25 protein-coding genes are annotated in these 24,965 nt (G+C 36.4%); 12 read left to right on the forward strand and 13 right to left on the reverse strand.

Features of this window, described 5'->3' with window-relative positions; genetic code table 11:
• The 4 genes from rpsL to ABYK18_RS09325 all read left to right on the forward strand — a co-directional run.
• A partial coding sequence (rpsL, locus tag ABYK18_RS09310) for a 30S ribosomal protein S12 (RefSeq protein ID WP_373004617.1) occupies positions 1 to 337 on the forward strand: 337 nt, incomplete at its 5' end.
• 94 nt (positions 338 to 431) lie between these two features.
• The gene (gene rpsG, locus ABYK18_RS09315; protein WP_294963214.1) at positions 432 to 899 is read left to right on the forward strand and encodes a 30S ribosomal protein S7; all 468 of its coding nucleotides are present in this window, start codon (positions 432 to 434) and stop codon (positions 897 to 899) included.
• Between the two features lie 11 nt (positions 900 to 910).
• Positions 911 to 3,001, forward strand: a complete 2,091-nt coding sequence (fusA, locus tag ABYK18_RS09320; protein ID WP_373036399.1) for an elongation factor G — start codon at positions 911 to 913, stop codon at positions 2,999 to 3,001.
• Between the two features lie 146 nt (positions 3,002 to 3,147).
• Complete coding sequence (locus ABYK18_RS09325) at positions 3,148 to 3,861, forward strand: hypothetical protein (RefSeq protein WP_373036400.1); 714 nt, start codon at positions 3,148 to 3,150, stop codon at positions 3,859 to 3,861.
• Here the strand turns inward: ABYK18_RS09325 and ABYK18_RS09330 are convergent.
• Complete coding sequence (locus ABYK18_RS09330; protein ID WP_373036401.1) at positions 3,848 to 4,561, reverse strand: arginyltransferase; 714 nt, start codon at positions 4,559 to 4,561, stop codon at positions 3,848 to 3,850. The genes ABYK18_RS09325 and ABYK18_RS09330 overlap by 14 nt on opposite strands.
• 51 nt (positions 4,562 to 4,612) lie before the next feature.
• Here ABYK18_RS09330 and ABYK18_RS09335 point away from each other — a divergent pair, with 51 nt between their 5' ends.
• On the forward strand, positions 4,613 to 4,948 hold the full coding sequence (locus tag ABYK18_RS09335) for a hypothetical protein (RefSeq protein ID WP_373036402.1): 336 nt from the start codon (positions 4,613 to 4,615) through the stop codon (positions 4,946 to 4,948).
• Positions 4,949 to 4,957: 9 nt separating this feature from the next.
• Here the strand turns inward: ABYK18_RS09335 and prfB are convergent, their stop codons facing one another.
• Positions 4,958 to 6,055: a peptide chain release factor 2 gene (gene prfB / locus ABYK18_RS09340; protein ID WP_373036403.1), complete on the reverse strand. Its 1,098-nt coding sequence runs from the start codon at positions 6,053 to 6,055 to the stop codon at positions 4,958 to 4,960.
• 148 nt (positions 6,056 to 6,203) lie between these two features.
• Between prfB and panC the strand changes: the two genes are divergently transcribed.
• The gene (gene panC / locus ABYK18_RS09345) at positions 6,204 to 7,049 is read left to right on the forward strand and encodes a pantoate--beta-alanine ligase (protein WP_373036404.1); all 846 of its coding nucleotides are present in this window, start codon (positions 6,204 to 6,206) and stop codon (positions 7,047 to 7,049) included.
• Here panC and ABYK18_RS09350 read toward each other — a convergent pair.
• From ABYK18_RS09350 to flgB, 4 genes are all read right to left on the reverse strand, one after another.
• Positions 7,026 to 8,786, reverse strand: a complete 1,761-nt coding sequence (locus tag ABYK18_RS09350) for a peptidoglycan D,D-transpeptidase FtsI family protein (protein WP_373036405.1) — start codon at positions 8,784 to 8,786, stop codon at positions 7,026 to 7,028. The two genes, panC and ABYK18_RS09350, sit on opposite strands and share 24 nt — an antisense overlap.
• A 110-nt stretch (positions 8,787 to 8,896) precedes the next feature.
• A complete protein-coding gene (gene fliE, locus ABYK18_RS09355) occupies positions 8,897 to 9,202 on the reverse strand; it encodes a flagellar hook-basal body complex protein FliE (protein ID WP_373036406.1) in 306 nt (101 codons plus the stop codon).
• 16 nt (positions 9,203 to 9,218) lie between these two features.
• A complete protein-coding gene (gene flgC, locus ABYK18_RS09360; RefSeq protein ID WP_373036407.1) occupies positions 9,219 to 9,710 on the reverse strand; it encodes a flagellar basal body rod protein FlgC in 492 nt (163 codons plus the stop codon).
• A gap of 24 nt (positions 9,711 to 9,734) precedes the next feature.
• Positions 9,735 to 10,166 carry a flagellar basal body rod protein FlgB gene (flgB, locus tag ABYK18_RS09365; protein WP_373036408.1) on the reverse strand — a complete coding sequence of 144 codons (432 nt, stop codon included), beginning with the start codon at positions 10,164 to 10,166 and terminating at the stop codon, positions 9,735 to 9,737.
• A gap of 202 nt (positions 10,167 to 10,368) precedes the next feature.
• Here flgB and ABYK18_RS09370 point away from each other — a divergent pair, with 202 nt between their 5' ends.
• The 3 genes from ABYK18_RS09370 to ABYK18_RS09380 all read left to right on the forward strand — a co-directional run bounded on the left by ABYK18_RS09370 (position 10,369) and on the right by ABYK18_RS09380 (position 13,330).
• Positions 10,369 to 10,782 carry a type II secretion system protein gene (locus ABYK18_RS09370; RefSeq protein WP_373036409.1) on the forward strand — a complete coding sequence of 138 codons (414 nt, stop codon included), beginning with the start codon at positions 10,369 to 10,371 and terminating at the stop codon, positions 10,780 to 10,782.
• A 207-nt stretch (positions 10,783 to 10,989) separates the two neighbouring features.
• The gene (locus ABYK18_RS09375) at positions 10,990 to 11,451 is read left to right on the forward strand and encodes a type II secretion system protein (RefSeq protein ID WP_373036410.1); all 462 of its coding nucleotides are present in this window, start codon (positions 10,990 to 10,992) and stop codon (positions 11,449 to 11,451) included.
• Between the two features lie 16 nt (positions 11,452 to 11,467).
• Positions 11,468 to 13,330 carry a primosomal protein N' gene (locus ABYK18_RS09380; RefSeq protein WP_373036411.1) on the forward strand — a complete coding sequence of 621 codons (1,863 nt, stop codon included), beginning with the start codon at positions 11,468 to 11,470 and terminating at the stop codon, positions 13,328 to 13,330.
• Here ABYK18_RS09380 and ABYK18_RS09385 read toward each other — a convergent pair whose 3' ends face one another.
• Both ABYK18_RS09385 and ABYK18_RS09390 read right to left on the reverse strand, forming a co-directional pair.
• Positions 13,331 to 13,891, reverse strand: coding sequence for an NUDIX domain-containing protein (locus tag ABYK18_RS09385; RefSeq protein WP_373036412.1), 561 nt, complete (start codon positions 13,889 to 13,891; stop codon positions 13,331 to 13,333).
• Entirely contained in the window at positions 13,884 to 15,068 is a 1,185-nt protein-coding gene (locus ABYK18_RS09390; RefSeq protein ID WP_373036413.1) for a peptidoglycan DD-metalloendopeptidase family protein, read from the reverse strand. The genes ABYK18_RS09385 and ABYK18_RS09390 overlap by 8 nt, the downstream gene beginning before the upstream one ends.
• 116 nt (positions 15,069 to 15,184) lie before the next feature.
• On the opposite strand from ABYK18_RS09390, the gene ABYK18_RS09395 reads away from it, so the two are divergent.
• Genes ABYK18_RS09395 through ABYK18_RS09405 form a run of 3 tightly spaced genes read left to right on the forward strand, consistent with a single transcriptional unit; the run spans position 15,185 to position 18,184 of the window.
• Positions 15,185 to 15,958: a plasminogen-binding N-terminal domain-containing protein gene (locus ABYK18_RS09395; protein ID WP_373036414.1), complete on the forward strand. Its 774-nt coding sequence runs from the start codon at positions 15,185 to 15,187 to the stop codon at positions 15,956 to 15,958.
• On the forward strand, positions 15,955 to 17,340 hold the full coding sequence (locus ABYK18_RS09400) for an FAD-linked oxidase C-terminal domain-containing protein (protein ID WP_373036415.1): 1,386 nt from the start codon (positions 15,955 to 15,957) through the stop codon (positions 17,338 to 17,340). Before ABYK18_RS09395 ends, ABYK18_RS09400 begins: the two co-directional genes overlap by 4 nt.
• Positions 17,341 to 17,350: 10 nt before the next feature.
• A complete protein-coding gene (locus ABYK18_RS09405; RefSeq protein WP_373036416.1) occupies positions 17,351 to 18,184 on the forward strand; it encodes a YihY family inner membrane protein in 834 nt (277 codons plus the stop codon).
• Here the strand turns inward: ABYK18_RS09405 and ABYK18_RS09410 are convergent.
• From ABYK18_RS09410 to ABYK18_RS09430, 5 genes are all read right to left on the reverse strand, one after another.
• Complete coding sequence (locus ABYK18_RS09410; protein WP_373036417.1) at positions 18,131 to 19,396, reverse strand: ComEC/Rec2 family competence protein; 1,266 nt, start codon at positions 19,394 to 19,396, stop codon at positions 18,131 to 18,133. The genes ABYK18_RS09405 and ABYK18_RS09410 overlap by 54 nt on opposite strands.
• 10 nt (positions 19,397 to 19,406) lie before the next feature.
• Positions 19,407 to 20,852, reverse strand: a complete 1,446-nt coding sequence (locus tag ABYK18_RS09415; protein WP_373036418.1) for a replicative DNA helicase — start codon at positions 20,850 to 20,852, stop codon at positions 19,407 to 19,409.
• 2 nt (positions 20,853 to 20,854) lie between these two features.
• Positions 20,855 to 21,913 (reverse strand): flavodoxin-dependent (E)-4-hydroxy-3-methylbut-2-enyl-diphosphate synthase, encoded by a 1,059-nt coding sequence (gene ispG, locus ABYK18_RS09420; RefSeq protein ID WP_373036419.1) that lies wholly within the window; start codon positions 21,911 to 21,913, stop codon positions 20,855 to 20,857.
• Positions 21,914 to 21,963: 50 nt separating this feature from the next.
• Positions 21,964 to 22,728 carry a GGDEF domain-containing protein gene (locus ABYK18_RS09425; RefSeq protein ID WP_373036420.1) on the reverse strand — a complete coding sequence of 255 codons (765 nt, stop codon included), beginning with the start codon at positions 22,726 to 22,728 and terminating at the stop codon, positions 21,964 to 21,966.
• 96 nt (positions 22,729 to 22,824) lie between these two features.
• Positions 22,825 to 24,822 (reverse strand): TonB-dependent receptor, encoded by a 1,998-nt coding sequence (locus ABYK18_RS09430; protein WP_373036421.1) that lies wholly within the window; start codon positions 24,820 to 24,822, stop codon positions 22,825 to 22,827.
• Positions 24,823 to 24,965: the final 143 nt, after the last annotated feature.

Raw genomic sequence — 24,965 nt, forward strand, 5'->3', positions numbered from 1 at the left:
AAAAGTGATTAAAAAATCAAAATCACCAGCTCTTGTATCGTGTCCACAGCGTCGTGGTGTTTGTACTCGTGTTTACACAACTACACCAAAAAAACCTAACTCGGCTTTAAGAAAAGTTGCAAAAGTTAGATTAACTTCAGGCTTTGAAGTTATTTCTTATATCGGTGGTGAGGGTCATAACCTTCAAGAGCACTCAATCGTTCTTGTTCGTGGTGGTCGTATCAAAGATTTACCTGGTGTTAAGTATCACATCGTTCGTGGTGCATTAGATACTGCAGGTGTTGCTAATCGTATGGTTGCTCGTTCTAAATACGGAACTAAGAGACCTAAAAAATAGTCATAAGACTAGAATGTTCAAGTAGCTACAGGATAAACTTTAAGTAGTTTATTTTGAGTAAATTTGAAAAAATTGAAGAAAAAGGAAATTCTAAATGAGAAGAAGAAAAGCTCCCGTTCGTGAAATTATGCCTGACCCAGTTTATGGAAGCAAAGTTTTAACGAAGTTTATAAATAAAATTATGTTAGATGGTAAAAAATCTACAGCAGAAAAAATCATTTATAGTGCAATGGACATCATTAGCTCACGTGGTGAAAAAACTGGTATAGATACATTTAATGAAGCTATTGAGAATATTAAACCAATTATTGAAGTAAAAAGTCGCCGTGTTGGTGGTGCTACTTATCAAGTTCCAGTAGAAGTACGCCCGGTACGTCAACTATCATTATCTATCAGATGGTTAATTGATTCTGCTCGCAAGAGAAATGAAAGAACTATGGCTGAGAGATTAGCAAATGAATTAATGGATGCATCATCAGATAAAGGTAATGCATTTAAGAAAAAAGAAGATACTTACCGTATGGCAGAAGCTAATAAAGCATTTGCTCATTACCGTTGGTAATAGGATAAATTATGGCAAGATCTCATAAATTAAATGATGTAAGAAACATCGGTATTGCTGCTCACATTGATGCAGGTAAAACAACTACAACAGAAAGAATTTTATTCTATACTGGTGTTGAGCATAAAATTGGTGAAGTTCATGATGGTGCTGCTACTATGGACTGGATGGAACAAGAGCAAGAGCGTGGTATTACGATTACTTCTGCTGCAACAACTTGTGAGTGGGCTGGTAAACAGATTAATATTATCGATACTCCGGGCCACGTTGACTTCACTATTGAAGTTGAGCGTTCTATGCGTGTACTTGACGGTGCTGTTTCAGTATTCTGTGCTGTTGGTGGTGTTCAACCTCAATCAGAAACAGTTTGGAGACAACGTAACCGTTATAAAGTTCCTTCAATCGTTTTCGTTAACAAAATGGACAGAACTGGTGCAGATTTCTATGAAGTTGAGCGTCAAATCCGTGATCGTTTAAAGGGTAATCCGGTTCCAATTCAATTACCAATCGGTGCTGAAGAGAACTTTGCCGGTGTTGTTGACATCGTTCAAATGAAAGCTATCGTGTGGGACATAGATGCTGCAATGGGTTCTAACTACCACGTTGAAGATATTCCTGCAGATATGGAAGAATTAGCACAAGAGTATCGTGAAAAGATGATTGAATCAATCTCTGAAGCTGACGGAAATGAAGAACTTGCTGAAAAATATTTAGAGGGTGAAGAACTTACTCAAGAAGAAATCATTGAAGGTATTAAAGCAGCTACAATCGGTATGCATATAGTACCGATGACTGCCGGTACAGCATTTAAAAACAAAGGTGTTCAGACTTTACTTGACGCTGTTGTTGCTTACTTACCATCTCCAGTTGAGTCACCTGCTATTATGGGTACTTTGATGGATGATGAAGAAGTAGAAGTAGCTGTTCCGTCAACTGATGACGGTGACTTTGCAGCACTAGCTTTCAAAATCATGACTGACCCTTTTGTTGGTGTATTAACTTTTATTCGTGTTTACCGTGGTTCATTAGAAGCAGGTTCATTTGTTCACAACTCTACTAAAGATAAAAAAGAGAGAATTGGCCGTATCGTTAAAATGCATGCTATCAAACGTGAAGAAGTAAAAGAGATATATGCAGGTGAAATCGGTGCTGTTGTTGGTCTTAAATCAACTACTACTGGTGATACTCTATGTCAAGGTGACGAGAAAGTTGTTCTTGAGAGAATGGACTTCCCAGAGCCGGTTATCTCTGTTGCAGTTGAGCCAAAAACTAAAGCTGACCAAGAAAAAATGGGTATCGCCCTAAGTAAACTTGCTGCTGAAGATCCGTCTTTCAGAGTTCACACTGATGAAGAGACAGGTCAGACTATTATTTCGGGAATGGGTGAGTTACACCTTGAGATCCTTGTTGATAGAATGAAAAGAGAATTCAAAGTTGAAGCAGAAGTTGGTGCTCCACAGGTTTCTTACCGTGAGTCAATCAAAACTGAAGTTGAGCAAGAATATAAATATGCTAAACAATCTGGTGGTCGTGGTCAATTCGGTCACGTATACCTTAGAATCAAACCGGGTGCTCCGGATAGCGGTTATATTTTTCATAATGAGATCAAAGGTGGAGCTATTCCTAAAGAATATATTCCAGCTGTTGAAAAAGGTTGTGAAGAGACTATGAAAAATGGTGTTCTTGCAGGTTATCCGATGGAAGATGTTGAAGTAACACTATATGATGGTTCATTCCATGATGTCGATTCAAATGAGATGGCATTTAAACTTGCTGCATCAATGGGTTTCAAAGAGGGTTGTCGTAAAGCTAATCCATCAATCTTAGAGCCAATGATGAAAGTTGAAGTTGAAGTTCCTGAAGATTTCATGGGTGATGTTATCGGTGACCTTAACCGTCGTCGTGGTCAAGTAAACAACATGGGTGACCGTTCAGGTAACAAAATTGTTGATGCTTATGTTCCTCTTGCTGAGATGTTCGGTTATTCTACTGACCTTCGTTCTGCAACTCAAGGACGTGCTACTTACTCAATGGAATTCCATCATTATGAAGAAGTTCCAAGAAATGTATCTGAAGAGATCATTAAAAAGAGAAACGGCTAATAAACTTGCCTTACTCCCCATTTGCGGGAGTATCTCTAAAAAACAATTAAACTCCACATATATATATTTAATAATCAAATTTTATATACAAAACACTGTCATCATTATTTTGATATAATATGAAAAATCAATCTTATGGAAATTTTATGATCAAAGCAATTATCTTATCCATTTTAGCAACACTTTTAGTAGCTCAAAATGAGCCGGGTGCTTTTAAAGAACAAAGACTTTCTTTCAAAAATCCGCAGGTCTATGCTGCATTGGGGGATGTCATATATGACAATGTAGAAAAAATCGAAAAACTAAAATATATACCCAAATTTTCTCAGTTTGAAGGTAAAATTGATGCTTATATAAAAGAAGTTTACAAAGCTAAAGATATAGCGTATGCAATAGAAGCGGGAGATAAGACAAAAGATAAAAAAGAGTATCTTGAAAAACTTAGAGAACTCTCTAAAACAAATGATTTCTTTAAAAGAACTACAATGAATTTATTTGAATCTTCAATGCTAACACAAGATAATGAGCTGTTTTTACAAACTCTCAATTCCGAGCTAATTGACACTAAAAAATATAAAGACAAGATATTAGAGTATTATTTTGCTCATAGCACAGAGATGGAAGCCACCGGAGTGATACAGAAATATTTAGATGAAGATAAAATGCTTATGAAACAGCAAGAGACAACAAAAAAAGCAGTGCTTACAAAAAAACAGATTCAAGAAGCAAAAATAAAACGTATACGAAGAAACGATAAAGCTAAACAAGAGTCAATACAAAAAGCTTTAGAAGAAGAAGTGATGAAAAAAAAGAAAGAGATTCGAAAAGAACAAGTAGAAGAGTTAACTAAACCCAATTAAATTCTTCGTCTTCTTTAGGCCTTCCCTTTAGTGTTAAAAAAGGTCTATAATCTGCCTTGTATGAAAGGGAAGAGCACCCTTTTACATAATAGCCAAGATATATCCATTCTTTGTTTTGTGTTGCAGCAAATTTTATTTGATAAAGAAGAGAAAGTTTGCCAAGTCCATATTTTGAATAATCAGGATCATAGTAAAAATATATTGAAGATATACCGTCTTGCAATATATCAATTAAATCTACGCCTATTAACTTATCTTCATCGTAATATAGTATTTCATAACCAAAGCCATTATGCCCGTTTACAAAAGAGCTGTAGTAGCTCTGAGGATCAGTTTTGTTATAATCCCACTCTTTTTTTTCTTTCATATAAAGATGATATTTCTCAAACAGATCAAGATGTTCCTGAGTCATAGATGGTGTTTGTATATAGCTTTTTATAAAAGAAGCTTTTTTTATAACCCTTTTTTGAGATTTGGAAAATTTAAAGTTTTTAACATCTATTTTAATACTTTTACATTCATCACAGTGAGCACAGATCGGTCTAAAATACATTTTACCGAATCTTCTATAGCCTCTCTCAATTAACTCTTGGCATTGCACGGCATCGCAATCATCTATGACTTTATAATGAGTTGTCTGTTTTAGATCAGCTATATATGAACATTTGTCATCGAGTGAAAATTCTTTAAGTAGATTCATATTGTGATTTTGACATAATTTGCATTACAATTAGTAAACTAAGGGTAAATTTTGGAATTTTTAAAAAAATATAAAATACTTATATTTAGAAGTGTCGGTATTTTGATGCTTCTTATAGGGTTTGTTATACATTTTTGGGTTACTCCAAAAGAAGGCTTTACACAAAATGAAATTGCTGCAGCAAATGTAGCAAGAATGGAAGCTGTAGTTGCTAAAGGAAGTGGAAGTGGTTCAAGCAAACCACAGGAAAAAGATACTTCAAAATATCTTGAAGAGTTTAAAAACACCAGAGCAAAGCAGATGCAGTATCTAACTATAATAGCAATGCTTATGGGTGTTGGCTTTTTTGGATACAGCTTTATAAAAAAAGATAAAGTTCAAGAATAAGCGAAAATACTATTGCTTATTCTGAGAAATCAGAACTCCCTCAATCATCTTATCAATATCGCCGTCTAGTATACCCGATATGTTAGAGTATGCTTCATTGCTTCTGGTATCTTTGACTTGTTGATACGGCTGCATAACATATGAACGAATCTGGTGCCCCCATCCTATCTCACTTTTTGCAATTCCTGCCGCTTCTGCTTTTTGAGTTTCGAGTTCTAGCTCATAAAGACGTGACTTTAGCATCTTCATAGCAGTTGCTTTATTCTTATGCTGGCTTCTGTCATTTTGACATTGGACTATTACATTTGTTTTTAGGTGGGTTATTCTGATGGCAGATTCTGTTTTGTTGACATGTTGTCCACCTGCACCGCTTGCACGATATGTGTCTATGCGGATATCTTTGTCTTCGACTACTATATTAATATTATCGTCTATCTCAGGAGATACCATCACAGAGCTAAAAGAAGTGTGTCTTTTTGCATTAGAATCAAAAGGTGAGATGCGTACAAGCCTGTGGATGCCGTTTTCCACTTTTAAGTACCCATAAGCATTTTCGCCTTTAATCAGTATTGAGGCATCTTTTATCCCGGCTTCATCACCAACTTGGTAGTCAAGGACTTCCACACTGAAATCGTGTCTTTCAGCCCATCTCTTATACATACGAAGCAGCATGGAAGCCCAGTCTTGGCTCTCTGTACCGCCGGCTCCTGGATGAATAGAGAGGATGGCATTGTTTGAGTCAGTTTCACCGCTTAAAAGTACTTCAATTTCCATATTAAGTATTAGTTGTTCAAGCTCACTTGAATCATCAAAGCAAGATTGTATAGACTCTTCATCATTTTCTTCTTTTGCCATTTCGTAAAGTTCTATAGCATCTGTAATCGCATCTTTGGCCACTGAATATTTGTCCAGTTTTCTTTGGCATTGAGTTTTTTCTTTTTGGATTTTTGCAGCATTATCGGCATCATTCCAAAACTCTTGGTCATTTTCCAGTTCTTCTATTTCATCAAGTCTTGTTTGTAATTTATCAGGTTCAACTACACCTGTAATATTGTCCATTTTTAGTTTTAAGCTTTTTAAGAGTTCTGTATATTCGTAGTTATCCATAAAGTTGTTCCATTAAGTTAGTCCCGCAAAAAAAAAGTAATTCCTTTTGCTTCGCTTGCGCCGCTGAGGCGACTAAAGCTTGAGATTTTTCAAAATCTCAGAGAAATGTATTGTATAATTGCGATTATAACACACCAAGGCAAAATATATGAAGATTATTTCCAATCCATTGGAACTAAAAGAGTACTTAAAAGATAAAAGAGAAACCGATGGTTTTCAAGTAAAGCAAAGTGTAGGCTTTGTACCGACAATGGGTGCTTTGCATGAAGGGCATATTTCTCTTATCAGAGAAGCTAGAAAAAACAATGATATAGTTGTTGTATCTATATTTGTAAATCCTACACAATTTTTAAAAGGTGAAGATTTAGATAAATATCCTAAAAAATATGATGCAGATAAAAAGATTTGTGAGATTGGCGGAGTCGATATTTTATTCTTTCCAGAAGCAAAAGATATGTACGGCAATGATGAAGTCAGCATTTTAGCCCCGATTGTTCGTGGATATGTTTTAGAAGGAACAAGCAGACCTGGGCATTTTAACGGCGTTTTAACAGTTGTTATGAAGCTTTTAAACATTGTTGAGCCGACTAGGGCATATTTTGGTAAAAAAGACGCACAACAATTAAATCTTATAAGTCTGATGGTTAAACACTTTTTTATGAGTGTGGAGATAGTCGCGGTTGATACAGTAAGAGAGAGTGACGGCTTGGCACTTAGCAGTAGAAATGTCTATTTATCCAAAGAAGAGAGACAAGAAGCACTTAAAATCTCTTCATCGCTTCAGTTAGGTGCGAAGATGTTAACTCAAAATGTAGTAGAGGTTGAAGAGATTTTAAAAAAGATGAGAGAGATACTTTCGCCGTTAGAAGTATCTTATGTCGAGATATTAAACCGTGATTTTGAGATAATTAAAAAAGTTGAGATAGGAAATAGCATTATATTGGTAGAAGCTAGAGTGGGCACTACGAGATTACTCGATAATATTTGGCTTTAAGTAACCCTCATCAACCATAATATCCACAGCATTTTTAAAAACAGGAACAGCGGTTTGAGCTGCAAATTGGCTGCTTTTTGGTTGTATGACAATTACACCCATTGTGTATTTGTTTTGCAAATCATTGGCAAAACCTAAAAATGCCGTGTTATATCTGTTTACATATTTTCCTTCTTCGACTATATGCGCGGTTCCCGTTTTTCCGCCTATAATCAAACCAGGTGTTTTTGTTTTTCTACCGGTTCCCTCATTTACTGTTTTTATTAAAATCTTTTTTACTCTGTTGGCCGTAGAGCTTTTTATGACTTGAACTTGTTCTTCACTTTCAATTGGAATATCACTGCCTCTTGCATCTATGAAGTTACTAACAATCTTTGGCGTAATTATTCTTCCGTTATTATTGAATGCACTATATGCACGAATTAGCTGCATGAGGTTTGCCTGCATTCCGTAACCGTATGAACAGGTTGCCTTATAGATTTCGTTGTTAAGACGAGTACTGCTGGGAATGGAACCTTTTTTTTCATATATCAAATCAGGTGTAGATTTTTGTGAAAACCCGAATTTTTTAAGACCTTCGTAAAACTCACTACCGCTTAATTTTTGTGCCAGTTGAGCGATACCGATGTTTGATGAATGCACTATGACATTCTCAGCACTTAGCCAGTCAAACTTATGTTCATCAGTTATGACTTTTCTGCCAATTTTAAAACGGCCGTTATGGCCATTTACCAAATCGTACGGATTTATAAGATTTTTATCAAGAAGCAGAGAAAAAGTTATTGTTTTTATGACACTCCCGGGTTCGAAACTATACTCTGTCATAGCACTGTTTAATGAAGGATAATCGCTTCTTTTAATATCTTTTGGCAAAAATCTGTTTGAACTTGCCAGTGTGATTATCTTGCCGTTTTTGGAGTTCATTATTGCCATCATAATCTGTTTTGCTTCGAGTTCTTCTTTCATTGAGTCGAGCATTTTTTCTATTCTTATCTGAAGTCCTACAGGAATGTTTAGTTTAACATCAAGGCCGTTTATATTTGGTTTTGAGAAACTCTCTTTGTTTAGTATTATGTAACCGTTTACATCTCTTTTTCCCTGACTTATTTCATCTTGACGGGCTCCTAGTGCTTCTTCAAATTTTCTCTCAATCCCTTTTACCCCTTTAATATGCGTGTAGCCGTCTTCTTCTAATTTATGAGGGTAACCGATGATAGGGGTTAAAAGATCTCCGTAAGGGTACTCTCTGCTTTCACCGCTCTCTATAATGCTTAACCCATGAAGAGTAGTTTGACCGGTACGAGGATTTTTTCTCTCAACAAAGACTTTATAACGTCTTAACTCATAGGCTAGATTTTTTAGATATTGAGCTCTTTTTTCAGGAATGTCGTAGCTCAGAACAACAACGCCTTTTCTTTTTGCTAATCTTTTTTTTATATCTTGTGAGTTGATTCCTGAGTAGATGCTAAAGAGTTCAACAAAGAGTTGCATCTTTTGAGGGTCAATATAGTGGGTGTTAACAACAGCTTTATAGAGTTTTTTTGTTGTTGCAATATGAAAGCCGTCAGCACTGATAATAGAGCCTCTTTGTGCTTTTGAAGAGTTCTTTGTATATAAAGAGGGCAGATCACGGTATTTTAAAACCGTCAGCAGCATTACGCTTAAGAAGATTAAAAACCCGATGCTTATAAGTGTATAGAGAAGAAATATTTTTTTGCTTTTATTTTGGCTTTGCATTAGGTTACACTTATCTGTATTTTTAAAGGGATTATAACATTTTATGTTGATGAAGTGATTAATCTCTTTAGCTTCTCTAAAAGCTAAAGATTGTTTGTACAGCTATTAAATTATATTTGTGTTCTGCCTAGCTCTTTATAGGCGCTAAGAGCTTTATTTCTGATTTCAAGCATAAGTTTCATACTTGTTTCAGCTTTTCCGATTGCAAGAGCTGCCTGATGAAGGTCTTTAACCTGACCTGTAGCCATGTCTCCGATAGCCTTTTCACTTGTCTCTTGAATATCATTTACTTCATTTAGCGCCGATTTTAAATGCTCGGCAAAGGCTTCACCGCCACTCGCAGCTTTACTTTTTTGTTTTAAAAGTTCAGCTGTCGATGTTCCTGATAAGCCGTCAATTTTTCCAAATTCACTCATAATACTTTACCCTCTTTTACTGCAATAGTGAAATTGCAGAGTTTGCCATACTTTTCGAACTCTCAAATGCAGCTACATTTGCCTGATAAGAACGAGTCGCTTCTACCAAATCGGCCATTTCGATAACAGGATTAATATTTGGATAGGCAACGTAGCCATTTGTATCCGCATCTGGGTGTGACGGGTCAAACTTCATCTTTGGCTCGCTGTCATCTCTAGAAATCTTGTCTACCACTACACTCATTATAGCAGGATTTACCTTTTTGCCAAATTCACCTTCATTCAAAGGATCCTCGTATTTTGCACTTTCAGTCATCTTACCCATAGCTTTATTAAACTGTTCATTAAAGTCGATAGCTTTAAAAACAACTTCTTTTCTTCTGTAAGGACCGCCTTCTTCCGTTCTTGTTGTCTGGGCATTTGCGATATTCTGAGAAATGGTATTTACACGGACACGCTGAGCACTTAGTCCGTAACCGCTAATATCAAAACTGCTTAAAAATGACATCGTTTTTTCCTTTTCTCAACTAAATTAACTTACTTTTGCCGAAGCTTCTATAACACTTTTAAAAATCATGCTATCTTTTTTATTTGCCTGAATCAGAGCGTTGAACATCACGGAGTTTTTACTCATCTCTGTTGTCTCAACATCTAAATCAACACTGTTTCCGTCATTTCGTGCCATATGTCCGTCTCTAAAAAAAGTTGTAGGCTTGTAGTTGCCTTTTTCATTGTGCAGAGGAATATGGGCACCGTTAGTTTGAGCCAAAGCAAGTTTATCGCTTCGCTCATCTAAAAGCTCAGCTTTCTTTGTAGCTAAGGCATCAGCAAAGCTTATATCTCTTGGTCTGTAAAAAGGAGTATCAGCATTTGCAATGTTTGATGATATCATATCTTGTCTCATCGCTCTGTAATCAAGTGCATCAGAAATTAGGCCATGCGTACGTGATATTTCAATGCTCATATTAACTCCTTTTTTAAGTTATTTATATACAAGCAAGTATAGTTCCAAAAAACCAATTGTTATTTTAAATGTATTGTTTTTATATAACAAAATAAATAATAACAATAAAATATACCATTTTAAGCAAAGTTTAATGTTGTCTGACGGATAATTGTTATAAGGTTACTAGAGTAGCCCATTTTTTTAATTCAAGGAGTCTCTTATGAAAAGAGCTGGTTTTACTATGATCGAGTTGATCTTTGTTATCGTTATTTTAGGTATTTTAGCTGCTGTTGCTATTCCAAGACTTGCAGCTACACGTGATGATGCTACAATCACTAATCAGGTTGCAAGTACAACTACTGCACTTAAAAATCTTGGAGCTGAGTTTACATCTCAGGGGGCATTTACTAACTATACCGCAGCTATGGCAAATGCTGAAGCACCTTGTGTGACTTTCGCTACTACAGCTGATGGTAATGTTACTGTTACAAATACCGCAAATGCCGCTGCTGATTGTCCAGCTACTATATCTGCACCAGTATATGGAATGTTAGTTGATAGTGGTGTAATTTCTGCAGCTACTGCAGCTAATGTTACAACTCACCAATTCGGTGGTACAGCTGTTGCTAGATAAGATTTTTACTCATTCCATAAGTTTTACTTGGGAATGCAGATGTTAATAGAAATGATATTTCCTACTCGTTCCCAAGCTCCCGCTTGGGAATGCGTACTTTATCCTTTTATATTCTTCTAAAACTTTCATAAACTTTAAACAAAAACAATCAAAATAATGTTAATATAGTAGATGAAATAATCTAAATATTTTTTCAAGGGGGCTTCTATGCAAAAATCCAAAAATGCTTTTACAGTGATAGAGATGGTATTTGTTATAGTGGTATTGGGCATCTTGGCAGCCGTTGCTATTCCTAGATTTGCTGCGACACGTACAGATGCAGAGATAACAAAAGGTCGTGCAGATATAGCCTCCATTCGTTCTGCAATAGTCAGTGAGAGACAAGCTAGACTAATAGTGGGTTGCCCTAGTTATATACCAAATGGAACCGGTACATATACATGTAATTCACAAACTTATAAACAGTTAGATAACGGTGGTTTATTTGGCGGTGTTTTAATGTATCCTGAAGTAAATAAAGTGGCAAATGGTAACTGGAGTGCTACGGCAGGAAGCGGTACTTATCAGTTTAGAGTACAAAATACCAACACACAATTTTCATATGACCCTACTGACGGAACTTTTACATGTACTGCAGGTTCTAATTTTTGCGACGACCTAGTTAATTAGAATTTAGAGGATTGTCTTGTTTTTTTATGAAGTAACAATCCTCTCTTCTCCTTTATCTGCTCTTACATATCATTGTGAGCACAGTCTGAAAATCGGTTCGGTCGTTAATCTGCTGATTAGAAACAGAGAGTCAAAGGCTGTAATTGTCTCAAAATGTGCTAAACCTGATTTTAAAACAAATGAGATTATCGGTATTAGTGACTTCTTTTACTCAAAAAAACATCTAGAACTTGCAAAATTTATCTCAACTTATTATGTCTGTTCTTTAGGTGAAGCTCTTGGAATTATGACACCTTTTGAAAGTGCTTCCTGTTCTACCTCAGAAGATGTGAAACTGGATAAATTTGCAAATGAGAAAATAAGTGAAATAACACTGTCTGTAAAACAAGAAGAAGCATTAGACTTTTTAAAAGAACGTAGAATTTCACTTCTTTTTGGAGATACGGGAAGCGGAAAGACTGAGATATATATGAAATATTTTCAGTTGATGATTGCAGCTAACAAACGCTCTATTTTTTTGATGCCTGAAATATCTTTAACACCTCAAATGAGTCAAAGACTGCAAGAGCATTTTGGTGAATCGGTTGTTATGTGGCACTCAAAACTAACTCCTTTGCAAAAGAAAAAAGCACTCCAAAAGATTTACGACGGGAGTGCCAAAATAGTTGCAGGTCCGCGTTCAACTCTTTTTCTTCCTATTAACGATTTAGGTTTGATAGTCGTAGATGAAGAACATGATGATAGCTATAAATCATCTTCAAGACCTCGCTACAATGCCAGAGATATAGCGATATATATGGGAAAACTTTATGACGTACCAGTTGTTCTGGGAAGTGCTACTCCATCATTGAACTCGTTTACAAAATTTCCGTACTTTAGACTTAAAGGCGGGTATTACAGTGCCAACAGAGAGTTTATATATGAGAAATCGCTCGAGAGTCTTTCCCCAGTTATTTTAAATAGTTTGAGAACTACTTTACAAGAGAAGAATCAAGCAATTGTTTTTGTTCCTACCAGAGCAAATTTTAAATATCTTATTTGTCAAGATTGCGGTCATACGACTCAGTGTGTATTTTGCAGTATCGGCATGAGTATTCATCAAAAATCTCGTGCTCTGAAGTGTCACTACTGCAACTATACCCAAGCAATTCCTCAAGCGTGCAGCGAGTGTGGGAGCCCCTCTTTGGTCAGTTCACGACTTGGCACGGCAGAAGCTGTAAAAGTGATCAGTGAAGAGTTTACAGATGCAAGGATTGAACAGTTTGATAGAGATGCCATAACCACGGCAAGCAAGCTCAAAAAAGCTCTTGAGAGATTTAATTCTCATGAGACTGACATACTTATAGGCACCCAGATGCTGAGCAAGGGGCATGATTATCACGGTGTTACTTTGGCGGTTGTACTTGGCATGGACAATATGCTAAACATGAGCGATTACAGGGCTAGAGAAAAGGCACTTTCTTCACTTATTCAAGTCTCGGGTAGAAGCGGTAGAGCCAAGAATGCAAAGGTATTGGTGCAGAGTTTCAACGAAGAATTCTTCAGTGCTTTTATGAATAGTTATGAAGAGTTCCTTGAAGAGGAAAAGATATACAGAAAAGATTTATATCCTCCATACAAAAAACTATGTCGCATTTTATTTTCTCATAAAAACGGAGCAAAGGCCTGGGAGCAGATGAAAAAGATGCAAGCGATGCTCTCAAGTATATCAAATATAGAAATAGTCGGTTTTGGAAAGTGTGCAGTTGAGAGGATTGCAAACAAGTACAGATTTGAGATACTTCTTCGCTCAGACAAAAGTACAGACTTGATTAAAGCGATATCCAGATGCAAAGTTGATTTGGCAGAGGTGGATATGGACCCGATAGAATTCGGTTAATTACTTCTTATTTTCAAAGAACCAATAGATAGAGAGCATTACTCCTGTGGTTTTTTGATAACTCTCATCAAACATAAAATCTTTTGATTCATGAGTAGGGATATATATCACTTCTATCTCTTCTTCTTCCAGACCGCCGCCATCATGGACTTTCATACTTTCATCTATCTCAGCATAGTATAGTGTCTGGTGAGTTCCTGAGATGCCGACACTTGTGTAAAAAGAACTGATTTTTTCCAAGTTTTGCACAGGTACGTCATAACCGCACTCTTCTAAAATTTCTTCTTTGGCTATTTGAGCATTTGTTGTATCTTTATCTACGATGCCAGCACACAGTTCATACATCATCCCGTCTATTTTATTTTTATTAAGAACTGTAGCACGAAGCTGTTTTACGAGTACAAATGCATCTTTGTCTCTGTGCCAAAGAAGTACGGCAACACTGTCGTGGCTTATGACTGCTTCCCATACCTTCTTTTTCTCATTTTGAGTATAGTTTATTTTGATTGGTTTTATAAATCTTGGATTGGAGAGTTTTTCTATTGAGTCTATTTTACTCACAGCTTTCTCCGTTATAAAAATAGCAGACTTTTTCTACTTTTTGCGGTCTTTGAAAGTTTGTTTTGTTGGCAAGATGCAGTTCTACGCTTTGGTCATAGTTCTCTTTTAATTTTAAAAATGCTTTCATCTCTTTGCCTTTTAACTTCTTAGTTGTTACTTGAACAACGCGAAGAGGATTTATAGCACGACCATGTTTTCTAAGCTCAAAGTGAAGGTGTGGACCAGTTGAACGACCTGTATTTCCAACGTAACCTATAGTGTGTCCTTTTTTAACATATTTTCCTCGTCTTATACCTCTGCGAAATGATTTTAAGTGAGCATATCTTGTCTCATACCCATCGTCATGACGTATTTTTACAAGCTTTCCGTAGCTTCCGAGTCTCGCGGCATATATGATTCTTCCGCTTCCTGCCGCAGTGACCGGTGTCCCACGCCTAGCCGCATAGTCGATTCCCAAATGAGCTTTCCACTTTTTCAAAACAGGATGAAATCTTCTCTTAGTGAAACGTGAGGATAATCTAGCTCCGCGCACCGGACGAGCAAGTAAAAATCCTTCAACCTCATGTCCTCTTTCATCATAATATCTTTCATCATCGTTTAGATATATAAAGTGTTTTTTATTTCGCATCTCTATCATTGCTGCTTTTAGTGTAGGCATAGAAAAAGGACGTCCAAGACGATATTTTTGATCATATATCATTATGAGCGTGTCGCCTTGTCTGAGATCTCTTTTAAAATTTAGGGAGTTTTTGAAGTTTGACACAAATATTTGTGCCAATTTTTTAGACCCTGTTGCTTTTATAATGTCATAGTATGGCGAGTTGTTTATTGTAAGAGTAAAAGCTTCGGTTTTTGTATTGCTTATGATAGGAATAGCTTCAAAATGATACTCCCCTTTGTGTTTAAATATATGAATTTGAAGTTCATCATTAAGAGGCAGTAAGACTTGCTCAATTACACCATTGGCATCTTTTAAAATCTGGCAATGAACACCTGTACGCATCTCTTCGGTTAATTGCTGGTCATCTTTGTCTAAGTCATAGTAAAGCCGTCTTACAGGGAGATTTTGTTTTTCTAAAAAGATTAGATATGTCTCACCGCTAGGCCATCTAAATCTCTCAACTTCGGCGCTAAAAAGAGTAGTTGTCAGTAAAAAAAGTAGAAAAAATCGTAGCATTAAATAACCGTAAATATTAAATTTTTTAAAATAATTTGCAAACTCTAACAAAAGTTGGCTTAGTATGAGGTTTGCTTTGCTATAATCGCGTTATAATAATTAAAAAAAGAGAGTTAATGAAGTATATAATTTTAATTTTAGTGCTTGCCTTACAACTTATGGCTGGGGTTGTGAAATCACCTCTTATCAGTGTTGATGAGCAAAACGGTGTTGCTACAATAAAGATAGATAAAATCGATGTAGGTATGAGCGGTTTTATAGCCCATAATATCTCTAAAGAACATTCAGTGATTCTAAAAAATGTAGTGGTTAGCAGTTATGATTCTAATAGTAAAATAGCGACTCTTAAGATGAGTCCTTATGACGCCCTAAGAAACAATGCCTTGCCAAGCGGCAGATGGAATGTTACGGTTGGAGACACTGCAATCTTGGCTTTTGGATACACAAGAGGTCTTTTAATAGCTCCAAACAATGATATCTATCACAGGATTACCAAAAGTGTAAAAAATCTGCAGTGGGTTCATCCTGATATATTTGCAACTATTCTTTCTTTTAACGGACATCCTACACCGCTAAGAGAGGATTTTACGAACTTCTCAATTGCTACTTCCGTAGGTCTGGCATTTATATATTTAGATAAAAAACTATTTACAGTAGATGCCAAAAGCTTTAAAATCCTTACTATAACAGATGCACAGCTCAAACAAGAGAGCACTCAGTTGCCTTTTTATACTAGAGTAGAAGAGATAGATGCCGCGTGGTGGGGAGAAGGAAGCAGTAGATTGGACTATTATGAACCATACTATTATAAACTTTTAACAGAGGCAAATCCAGACAACAAAGAGTTGCAAAAAATAGTTAATAATTTTAAACCGGAGGCTTCAAAATGATTGATGCTAAACATTTAAAACATTTCAGCAGTATTGTCGGAGATGATAATATTTACAGTGATAAAGCGCACTTAATAGCGTATTCTTACGATGCTACGAGAGAACACTTTGAACCTGACGCCGTAATCTTTCCAAGAAACGAAGAAGATATCAGTGCGATTTTAAAGTACTGTAACGAACATAAGATAATCATTGTTCCGCGCGGAGCAGGTAGCGGTTTTACAGGTGGTGCACTTCCGAGTTCCGGCGGGATTGTCCTGGCTATGGAAAAACATATGAACAAGATCCTTGAAATCGATATGAAAAATATGGTTGCCATTGTTCAGCCGGGTGTTATCAATATGGACTTGCAACGTGCCGTAGAAGAAGTGGGACTTTTTTATCCGCCGGATCCTGCGAGCCAAGAGTACTCGACTTTGGGTGGAAATGTAAGTGAGAACGCCGGCGGTATGAGAGCTGCGAAGTACGGAATCACAAAAGATTATGTAATGGCTACTCGTGCGGTATTGCCAAACGGTGACATCATTAAAGCGGGAAAACGTACTATTAAAGACGTAGCGGGTTACAATATCAGCGGAATTCTTATAGCATCTGAGGGAACACTTGCAGTTTTAAGTGAGATTACTTTAAGACTTATTCCAAAACCAAAACTTACCAAAACGGCAATGGGGATTTTTCCTACTGTTCATGATGCGATGGAAGCAGTCTATAAGACAATGGCAAGCGGTATCACTCCTGTTGCCATGGAGTTTTTGGACAACTTGACTATCCGTGCTGTTGAGCAGACCTTTAACAAAGGTCTGCCTGTAGATGCAGGCGCACTTTTAGTAACAGATGTTGATGGGAATCTGGAAGAAGACCTGCAGTTTCAATTAGCTCAAATAGAGAAAGTGTTCTTTGAAAACGGATGCAGTGAGTTTAAAATCGCCAAAGACGCCAAAGAAGCAGCAGATATCTGGTTTGCTCGTCGTAATGCATCTCCTGCACTCAGTGTTTATGGAAGTAAAAAACTAAACGAGGATGTGACGGTACCTCGTTCAGCGCTGCCTGAGCTACTAGAGAAGTTTTATGCAATAGCCGATAAGTATCAAATCAATATCCCGTGTTTTGGTCATACTGGTGATGGAAATGTCCATACAAATGTTATGGTTGATGGAAGTGACCCTGAGCAGGTTAAAATTGCTTATCAAGCTATTGAAGAAGTTTTTCAGGCAACTGTTGATTTGGGCGGAACTCTAAGTGGTGAGCACGGAATCGGTCTTGCAAAGGCACCTTATATGTCAATGGCGTTTACAGACGAAGAGATGAATCTTTTTAAGTCTATTAAAAAGGCTTTTGATCCTAACAATATTTTAAATCCTGCCAAAATGGGGTTAAACTAAGGAAAGAGTTATGATTAGCGGTAAATTTGATGTTAAATACATCTACAGACATGTGAAGTTTTTTGTAAGTACATTTGTCGATAAAGAATTAACTCTTTTTGCCGCTTCCCTCAGCTTTTATACCATCTTTACGATTATTCCTCTGCTGCTTATAATGCTGACGCTTTTGACATCTTTGCCTTCGTTTGCGGAACATTATTTGAGTATAAAAACGTTTATCTTCTCAAACCTGATGCCTGTAAATTCTGAAGCGGTTATGGGACATATTGACGGGTTTTTAGCAAACTCGGCAAAGATGGGAGTCATAGGTCTTATTATGATTTTGGTGGCTTCACTCCTATTTTTCAAGAACTTTGAATACATTGCAAATAAAATCTTTCACGCAAAATCAAGAACACTTTGGGAGTCTGTTACGACTTACTGGACGATGCTCACACTTACACCGATAGCTTTGGGTGCATCTTTTTATATAACTGCACAACTAGCCATCATGATAAAGTCAAACACTCTTACTTCCGGGATGAATATACTCCCTGTTATTCCATATATTATCATCTGGGCTCTCTTTTTTCTTATCTTTCAAATCGGAGCAAACACCAAGATAAATCCCAGAGCATCTTTAATAAGCTCGTTTATTATCTCAATAGTATTTAGCATCTCAAAAAACGGTTTTATAGAGTATGTCTTTTATAACAAAGCATATACTACTATGTATGGTTCTTTTGCTATTATGATGTTTTTGTTTTTATGGATTTATGTGTCTTGGATTATTTTCATATATGGACTCAAACTATGCTATATGATAAACCGCGTATATCAAAAAAGAGAAGCTGATAAAGAGTAGTATCCAAATGAAACTTTTTTTAAAAATGCTTATTATCGATAAGAGTACATGTAGCACTAACCACGTATAGTTTAACGCTAAAGTAATCCGCTGATTTTCTCCTAAAAGTACAAAACTCTCCAATACTACGTCAAGTAAATTCCCAAAACCTATTAGATGCAACAATATGCTCAGCGGGTAAAAGAGAGTAAAGAGTGTTGTCCAGATTATTGAGAGCGGATGATAGATGCTGAAATTCCCAAAGATTACCAATGAATACGGCAGCATCAGAAGATATACCCAAAACGGTACTAATATAAATTGCCATATTTTGCTCAGATGCTTAAAATGAATGAGAAATAAGAATATATAAAACACACCAGATACAGAGAGCCAAAAACCAAGAGAAAATAGCAGTTTTGGGAAAAAGGCAATAAGCAGTATAACTGTCAGTAAAAGAGTCTGCATTGAGATAATTTTTATGCCTCTGTCATAAAGTATAAAACCTATGACAAGCATAGTTAAAGCACGAAGTAAAGAAGGCGGAGAATCCAAGAATATTAGATAGACCGCTAATGAAAACGCAACCATTAAAAACAAGTCTGATTTTGAGTTTCTATATGGAAAATATCTGTTTTGAAAAAAGCTGTAGATCGGTTTTAAAATAAAAAAGAGCAGGGCACTTAGTACACCTAAATGAAATCCGCTTATAGCCAATAGATGCGAGACTCCAAGAAAAGAAAAAGAAGTTTGAAGGTCTTTGTTTAGCGGTGTAGCAGTAAAGAGTGCCTGATAAATATTTGTTATGCCGTTATTCGTATGTTGAGATGCTATATATGAGTTTAACTTTTTTTTCATGCTTTGTATATCAGTGATATTTTTTATGTGTGAATAGGCGTAAAAAGTTGTCATATACTTATAAAATGAGATATGATTTGTATAAATCTCAAGTGTCAGTTCTTTGCCCGTGGCATCTTCAAATGATTTTTTAGCACTTGTGTAAAAGGTGATACCGTCGTCTGTTTTTAATTTTAGAACCTGATAACTTTTTGAGTCTTTTGTTTTTAGATATTGTTTTAAAACAGTCGCATTTATGATGAATGTATCAAATCGCGTTAGATTTTTGTAGTTGTTAAAGTTTATAAGTAGAGAGTAGGAGAGTATAAAGAGTGATAGAAGTATAAATGAGAGGAACTCCTTTTTATTAAAAAGTTCGACTCTCTCTAAAGTCATTTTACTTCATCTAGATTGTCGTCATAGAGACTGTGTCATTACCCATATCTATGTTGGCAGACCTGGTGTCTATATGCTCATAAGTTGTCTCAATGGCTTTTGGCTGTGCATCCACAAAACGAGTAAGCTTTTTCTGAAAAACAAGTTTAACATGACCTGTCGGACCGTTTCTTTGTTTGCCTATGATAATCTCTGCATCTTCTTCTTCTTTTTCCACATACTCTGAAATAAACTCTTTACCTTCGGCTTTTGCAGCTTTTTCACGCTCTTTTTCTTCTTTGTAAAGATAAACGTCATCACGATAAACAAACAGGATAATATCAGCATCCTGCTCGATAGAACCAGATTCACGAATATCGCTTAGCATCGGACGTTTGTCATTTCTAGACTCAAGTCCGCGGTTTAGCTGAGAAAGAGCAACAACAGGCATCTCAAGTTCACGGGCGAGCATTTTAAGACCACGCGAGATTTCTGATACTTGCAGGTGTCTGTCTTGAGAACCGATTCCCTGCATTATCTGAAGGTAATCTATTACAGCTATTTCAATCTCAGGATGCTGGTTTTTTAGTTTTCTAAGTTTTGAGCGAAGCTGATTTATGTTGATGCTGCCTTGGTCGTCAACATAAAGTTTAGCAGAGTTCATTCTGTCTATTGCTCCGTTTAAAGAGCTCCACTGATCATCACTCATATCACCTACACGAAGTTTTTGAAGAGGTATGGAAGTCTGAACAGAAAGAAGTCTTAACATCAACTGTTCTGCCGGCATCTCCAGTGAGAAAAAAGCAACCCCTTTTCCTTGCAAAATAAGTGAGTTTACGGTGTTTAAGATAAAAGAAGTCTTACCCATCGCAGGACGTGCTGCGATGATTACCAAGTCACCCTTACCAAAACCTGTTGTCATCTTATTTAGTTCATGAAACCCGGTATCGACTCCGACAAGTACGCTGTTACCGCGAGCCTTCATCTCTTTGATGTACTCCATGGTGTCATATGTCATTTGCGGAGAGTCTTTAAAGTCACTTGTCTGGTTATCCTGAGTTATCTCATATAGTTTTTTCTCTACTATATCTACGACTTCGGCAGATGGAAGTTCTTCTTCTACGGTTACTCTTTTTATCTCGGTTGTAAGTGTTAGAAGATGACGTTTTAGTGATTTGTCTTTTATTTCATCAACATAAGCTTTTGTGTTTGAAATAGGATTTGCCGATAAAATCTCAATCATAACTTGTTCATCAAACTTCTTGATTCTCATAAGTTCTTTTTTTATAAATTCTTCATCAATAGGTTGGTCTTTTTGCATCAGAACTGTCATTGCACCAAAGATATCTTGGTGAGAAGGAAGATAAAAGTCATCTTTTTTCAGAGCACTGCTTAGTTCATCAAATTGCTGAGGTTCAAATACAATTGAACTAAGTATTGAACGTTCAAAAGCCAGGTTGTATAAATTGTCTTGCATTATTATGATTCCTCTGCCATTTTTTCCACTTCGCTTACAAATTTGTCTACCAGCTCGTCTTCGTTTAAGTTGGCGATAACTTCACCTTTAACCATTACAAGGCCTTTGCCTTTTCCATAGGCTATGGCAACATCGGCGTGAGCTGCCTCACCGATTGCATTTACAACACAACCCATAACCGAAACATTTAGCGGTGCAGTTATATGTGCAGTTCTTTTTTCTATCTCGGCAACAGCCGATACCAAGTCAGCTTCTATGCGTCCGCATGTGGGACAAGAGATGATGTTTAGACCATCCGGCATTGCACCGCTATCTTTTAAAATAGCACGAGCAACGTTTATCTCTTCTTCGAGTTCGCCTGTGATAGATACTCTCATAGTATCGCCGATGCCATCAAGCAGAAGCGCTCCGAGTCCGATAGAACTTTTAACGGTTGCATGAAACAGTGTTCCGGCTTCCGTTACACCAAGATGAAACGGATAGTTGTTTTTAGGGCGCAACATTCTATAGGCATCTACAGTTCTGCCTACATCGCTGGCCTTTAGAGAAACTTTTATATCACTAAACCCCAAATCTTCTAGGTATTTTATATTGTACTCGGCAGATGCGACCATCCCCTCTGCAGTCTGACCGTACTTGTTTAAGAACTCTTTTTCTAGTGAACCTGCATTTACACCGATGCGAATAGGAATACTGCGAGCCTGGCAAGCCTTTACTACCTCTGCGACTTTTTCTTTGGAACCGATATTTCCTGGATTAATGCGGATGCAGTCAACAACTTCAGCAGCAATGAGTGCGAGTTTATGGTTGAAATGAATATCTGCGACAAGAGGCAGTTCAATATGGTCTTTTATAGATTTAAGAGCAAGTGCATCTTCCATATCAGGAACGGCACAGCGTACTATATCGCAACCTGCAAAGTGAAGTCTTTTTATCTGCTCAACCGTAGCCGTAACATCCGAGGTTCTTGAAAATGTCATAGATTGCGTAGATATTGGTGCGTCACCGCCGACTGCTACATTACCTACAAAAATCTGTTTGGTTTTTACTCTATTTATCATAAAGAGATTTTATCTTCTTTGGTATAAAAAGGTGCTTTAGAAATTTTTGTTTATATTTCTGTCGTGTTTTTGGTACCGTTTTTTACTTCAAGAAGCGCCGCATCTGCTTTGTCTAAAAGTGTTTTTAACGTACTTTCTCCATACTTGTGAATTTCGGCACATCCTATACTGATAGACATTTTAATATCATCATCATTGATATGTATGACCTCTTCAAGTTCTTCTTTTATCTTTTGAGCCAATTTTTGAGCACTATCTAGGTCCAGCATAGGGCAGATCAGAAGAAATTTGGCTTCTTGATATCTTCCAAAAATATCTGTAGTTCTGATGCTGTTGTTTATGGATCTTATTAACTCTGTAAGAACTATATCTCTTATTGTACTTCCGTATTTTTTATTGACTTCTTTGAAATAATCATACTCTATAAAAAGGGCAGATATCGGTGATTTCGTTCTTTTTGAGATAGCAAACTCATAGTTTGCCAGCTCTAGTGTATGTCTTTGATTATATATATTTGTAAGTTCGTCATATTGAGTGTGGTAAGATAGTTTTCTATCTGCTTGATTTAGTTTGTTTGTAAGAGATATAAATTTATATGAAAGCACAGGTGCCGTTACCGTAGGTACGACTAAAGATAGTATTACTCCGATGTCATAGTAACTGATAGAATCCGAACCAATCGTAATATCAATTGATGCCATGATAAACATAACAACAACAAAAGAGGCTATGATACTTAATATTGTAAGTACAAAAATCGTCGCAAATTTATTTGGATGTATAAAAGTATTGTATATATTAGTTATTGCTTTCATTAGAATATTTTATTGAAATACTCTTTTATCTTTACTTTATAAGTGAGATTTTTTAACAAGTTTCTACGAGATGTAGAGACTTGTTATCTTTGGGGATTAGAATTTGAAGTTTAAGTTTGTGTAAACGTATCTTCCCGGCTCGTTCATAAGCATAATGTCAGCTGAACCAGCAGTAATCAGAATTAAATCTGCATATGTATTATTCATTGCATAAGTTTTATCAAAGAGGTTATTTACACCCAATGTAAAATTGAAATTTTTATTTACAGAATGTTTTACTTTTAGGTTCATTACGGCCCAAGCGTCTAATACTTGTTCACCATTGTCTGAATCTATAGTATCCCATTTATCAGAAGCCTGTACTTCGGCAGTAGCTATTGAGTTAGTCATATACTCATAATTTAGAGCTATATTTCCTCTAAGTGGCGCCATGTCAGCCAAGTCTTTATCTGTTTGACCGCTTAGAGCTTTATCTTTTTCACCTTTTTTATAAGAAGCACCCATATCTACCGTAATATCATCCGTTGCATAAACTGAAGCACTTAACTCAGCACCGTAAACTGTAGCATCTATATTTTCAAAGTTGTTAGAAGCAAGACCTTTATGATAGTAAATATAATCACTGAGTTTTGAGTAAAAACCTTTGACTTTAACTTTAAATGCGTTATTGTCTGCCTCATATCCAAAATCAAGTTCTCTGTTTGTAGTTTGATTTAGAGTAGATGTACCGCTCCAGCTACCGTTTGAACTTCTAAAGTATAACTCTCTTGCATCCGGAATACGAGAAGCTTGGCCAAAACCTAAGAAAACTTTATTTTCTTTGTCAAAATTATACGTTGTCATCAAGTTAGCACCAAAAGATGAATAGCTGTTAGAATCCAGTGTAGCATGGGTTATTTTACTGGAGTCATATCTAGCTCCAAGACTAAAACCAAAGGAGCTATATTCTTTATCCAGTTTTGCAAATATTGCTCCGTTTCTAGTTACTGCATCATCTATACTTTTTGAATTTCCTGTAGCCAGAGGTAAGCCTGTTGTAGTGTTGTAGTAGTTTCCGTCCCAAGTTCTTTTACTTCCGTCAAGACCAATAAGAAGCTTATGACCATTAATGTCAAAGTTGTTTTTTAACTTCAATCCCTGCATAGTAGTTTTAAGATGGTTTGTATTGTCCATAGCCGCCATGTTAGATGACATTCTGTATTTTGTAGCCATCGGGTGGTCAACATCTGAATAGTAGTATTTTAAGTTGATATTTTTATATATGTCACTTACGTTTTTGATGTTGTATTCTACGGCATATATGTTTGAGTCATCATATAGTGCATCCATTTTAGAGTTACCGTAAAGAACATCATCACTCTTATTCTTAGTAACGCTTAGACGAAGTTCTTGATTGTCAGTTACGTTTACAAATGCTTTAGCCATAATACTTTTTTTCTTATATGCTTGCATATCTTTATATTGCGACTTAAATTTCATACCGGCTGCAGCAGGGTTTAGTGTCGCATATTTATCTATCTGCTGGGCTATTGTATCGCCGTTACCGTCTTTGTACTGATCGCTTGATTCACTAGAACCGCTTACTAAAACACGAACTGTGTCATTACCGCCGCTTATCGTAGCACCGATTTTTGTATAGTTCCAGCTTCCATAACCAAAGTCAACAGAACCGTGAAGCTCTTTTGTAGGCTGCTTTGTTTTTATTTTAACTCCACCGCTCAGTGTCCCCATGTTTTCAACGTCATAAGGGCCTTCGATTACCTCAATCTCATCGATTTGGTTCGTAATAATATGAGAAATAGGAGGGTCCATTCTGTTTACACATGCACCGCATACTTTTGTTCCATCGACATCAACTGAGATATTATCTCTTTTTTGACCGCGTATATAGACGTCGTTTGCGATTCCGCTACGACGGTTCATATCTATACTCGGCACACTTTTACTTAGTGCATCCGCCAAATCCGCTGAGACTTGAGCATTTTGGCTAACTTCTGTAATTACAGTTGATTCTATGCTGATTGGAGCCAATTCAACTTCGTTTGCATATAGTGAAGCGATAGCTATCATAGATAGAGGAATTATTTTATTCATATAACTTGCCTTAAACATTAAAATTACTTTATCATATAAAAAGAGTGTTACGATAGTGTTAATTTGTTCATAAACAAGTGCTAGAATTCCATCATGAGTAAAATAGAAAAAATAAAAAGAGTTGTCTTAATAGCATTGGGTTT

This window comes from Sulfurimonas sp., assembly GCF_041563495.1.
Classification (GTDB): Bacteria; Campylobacterota; Campylobacteria; order Campylobacterales; family Sulfurimonadaceae; genus Sulfurimonas.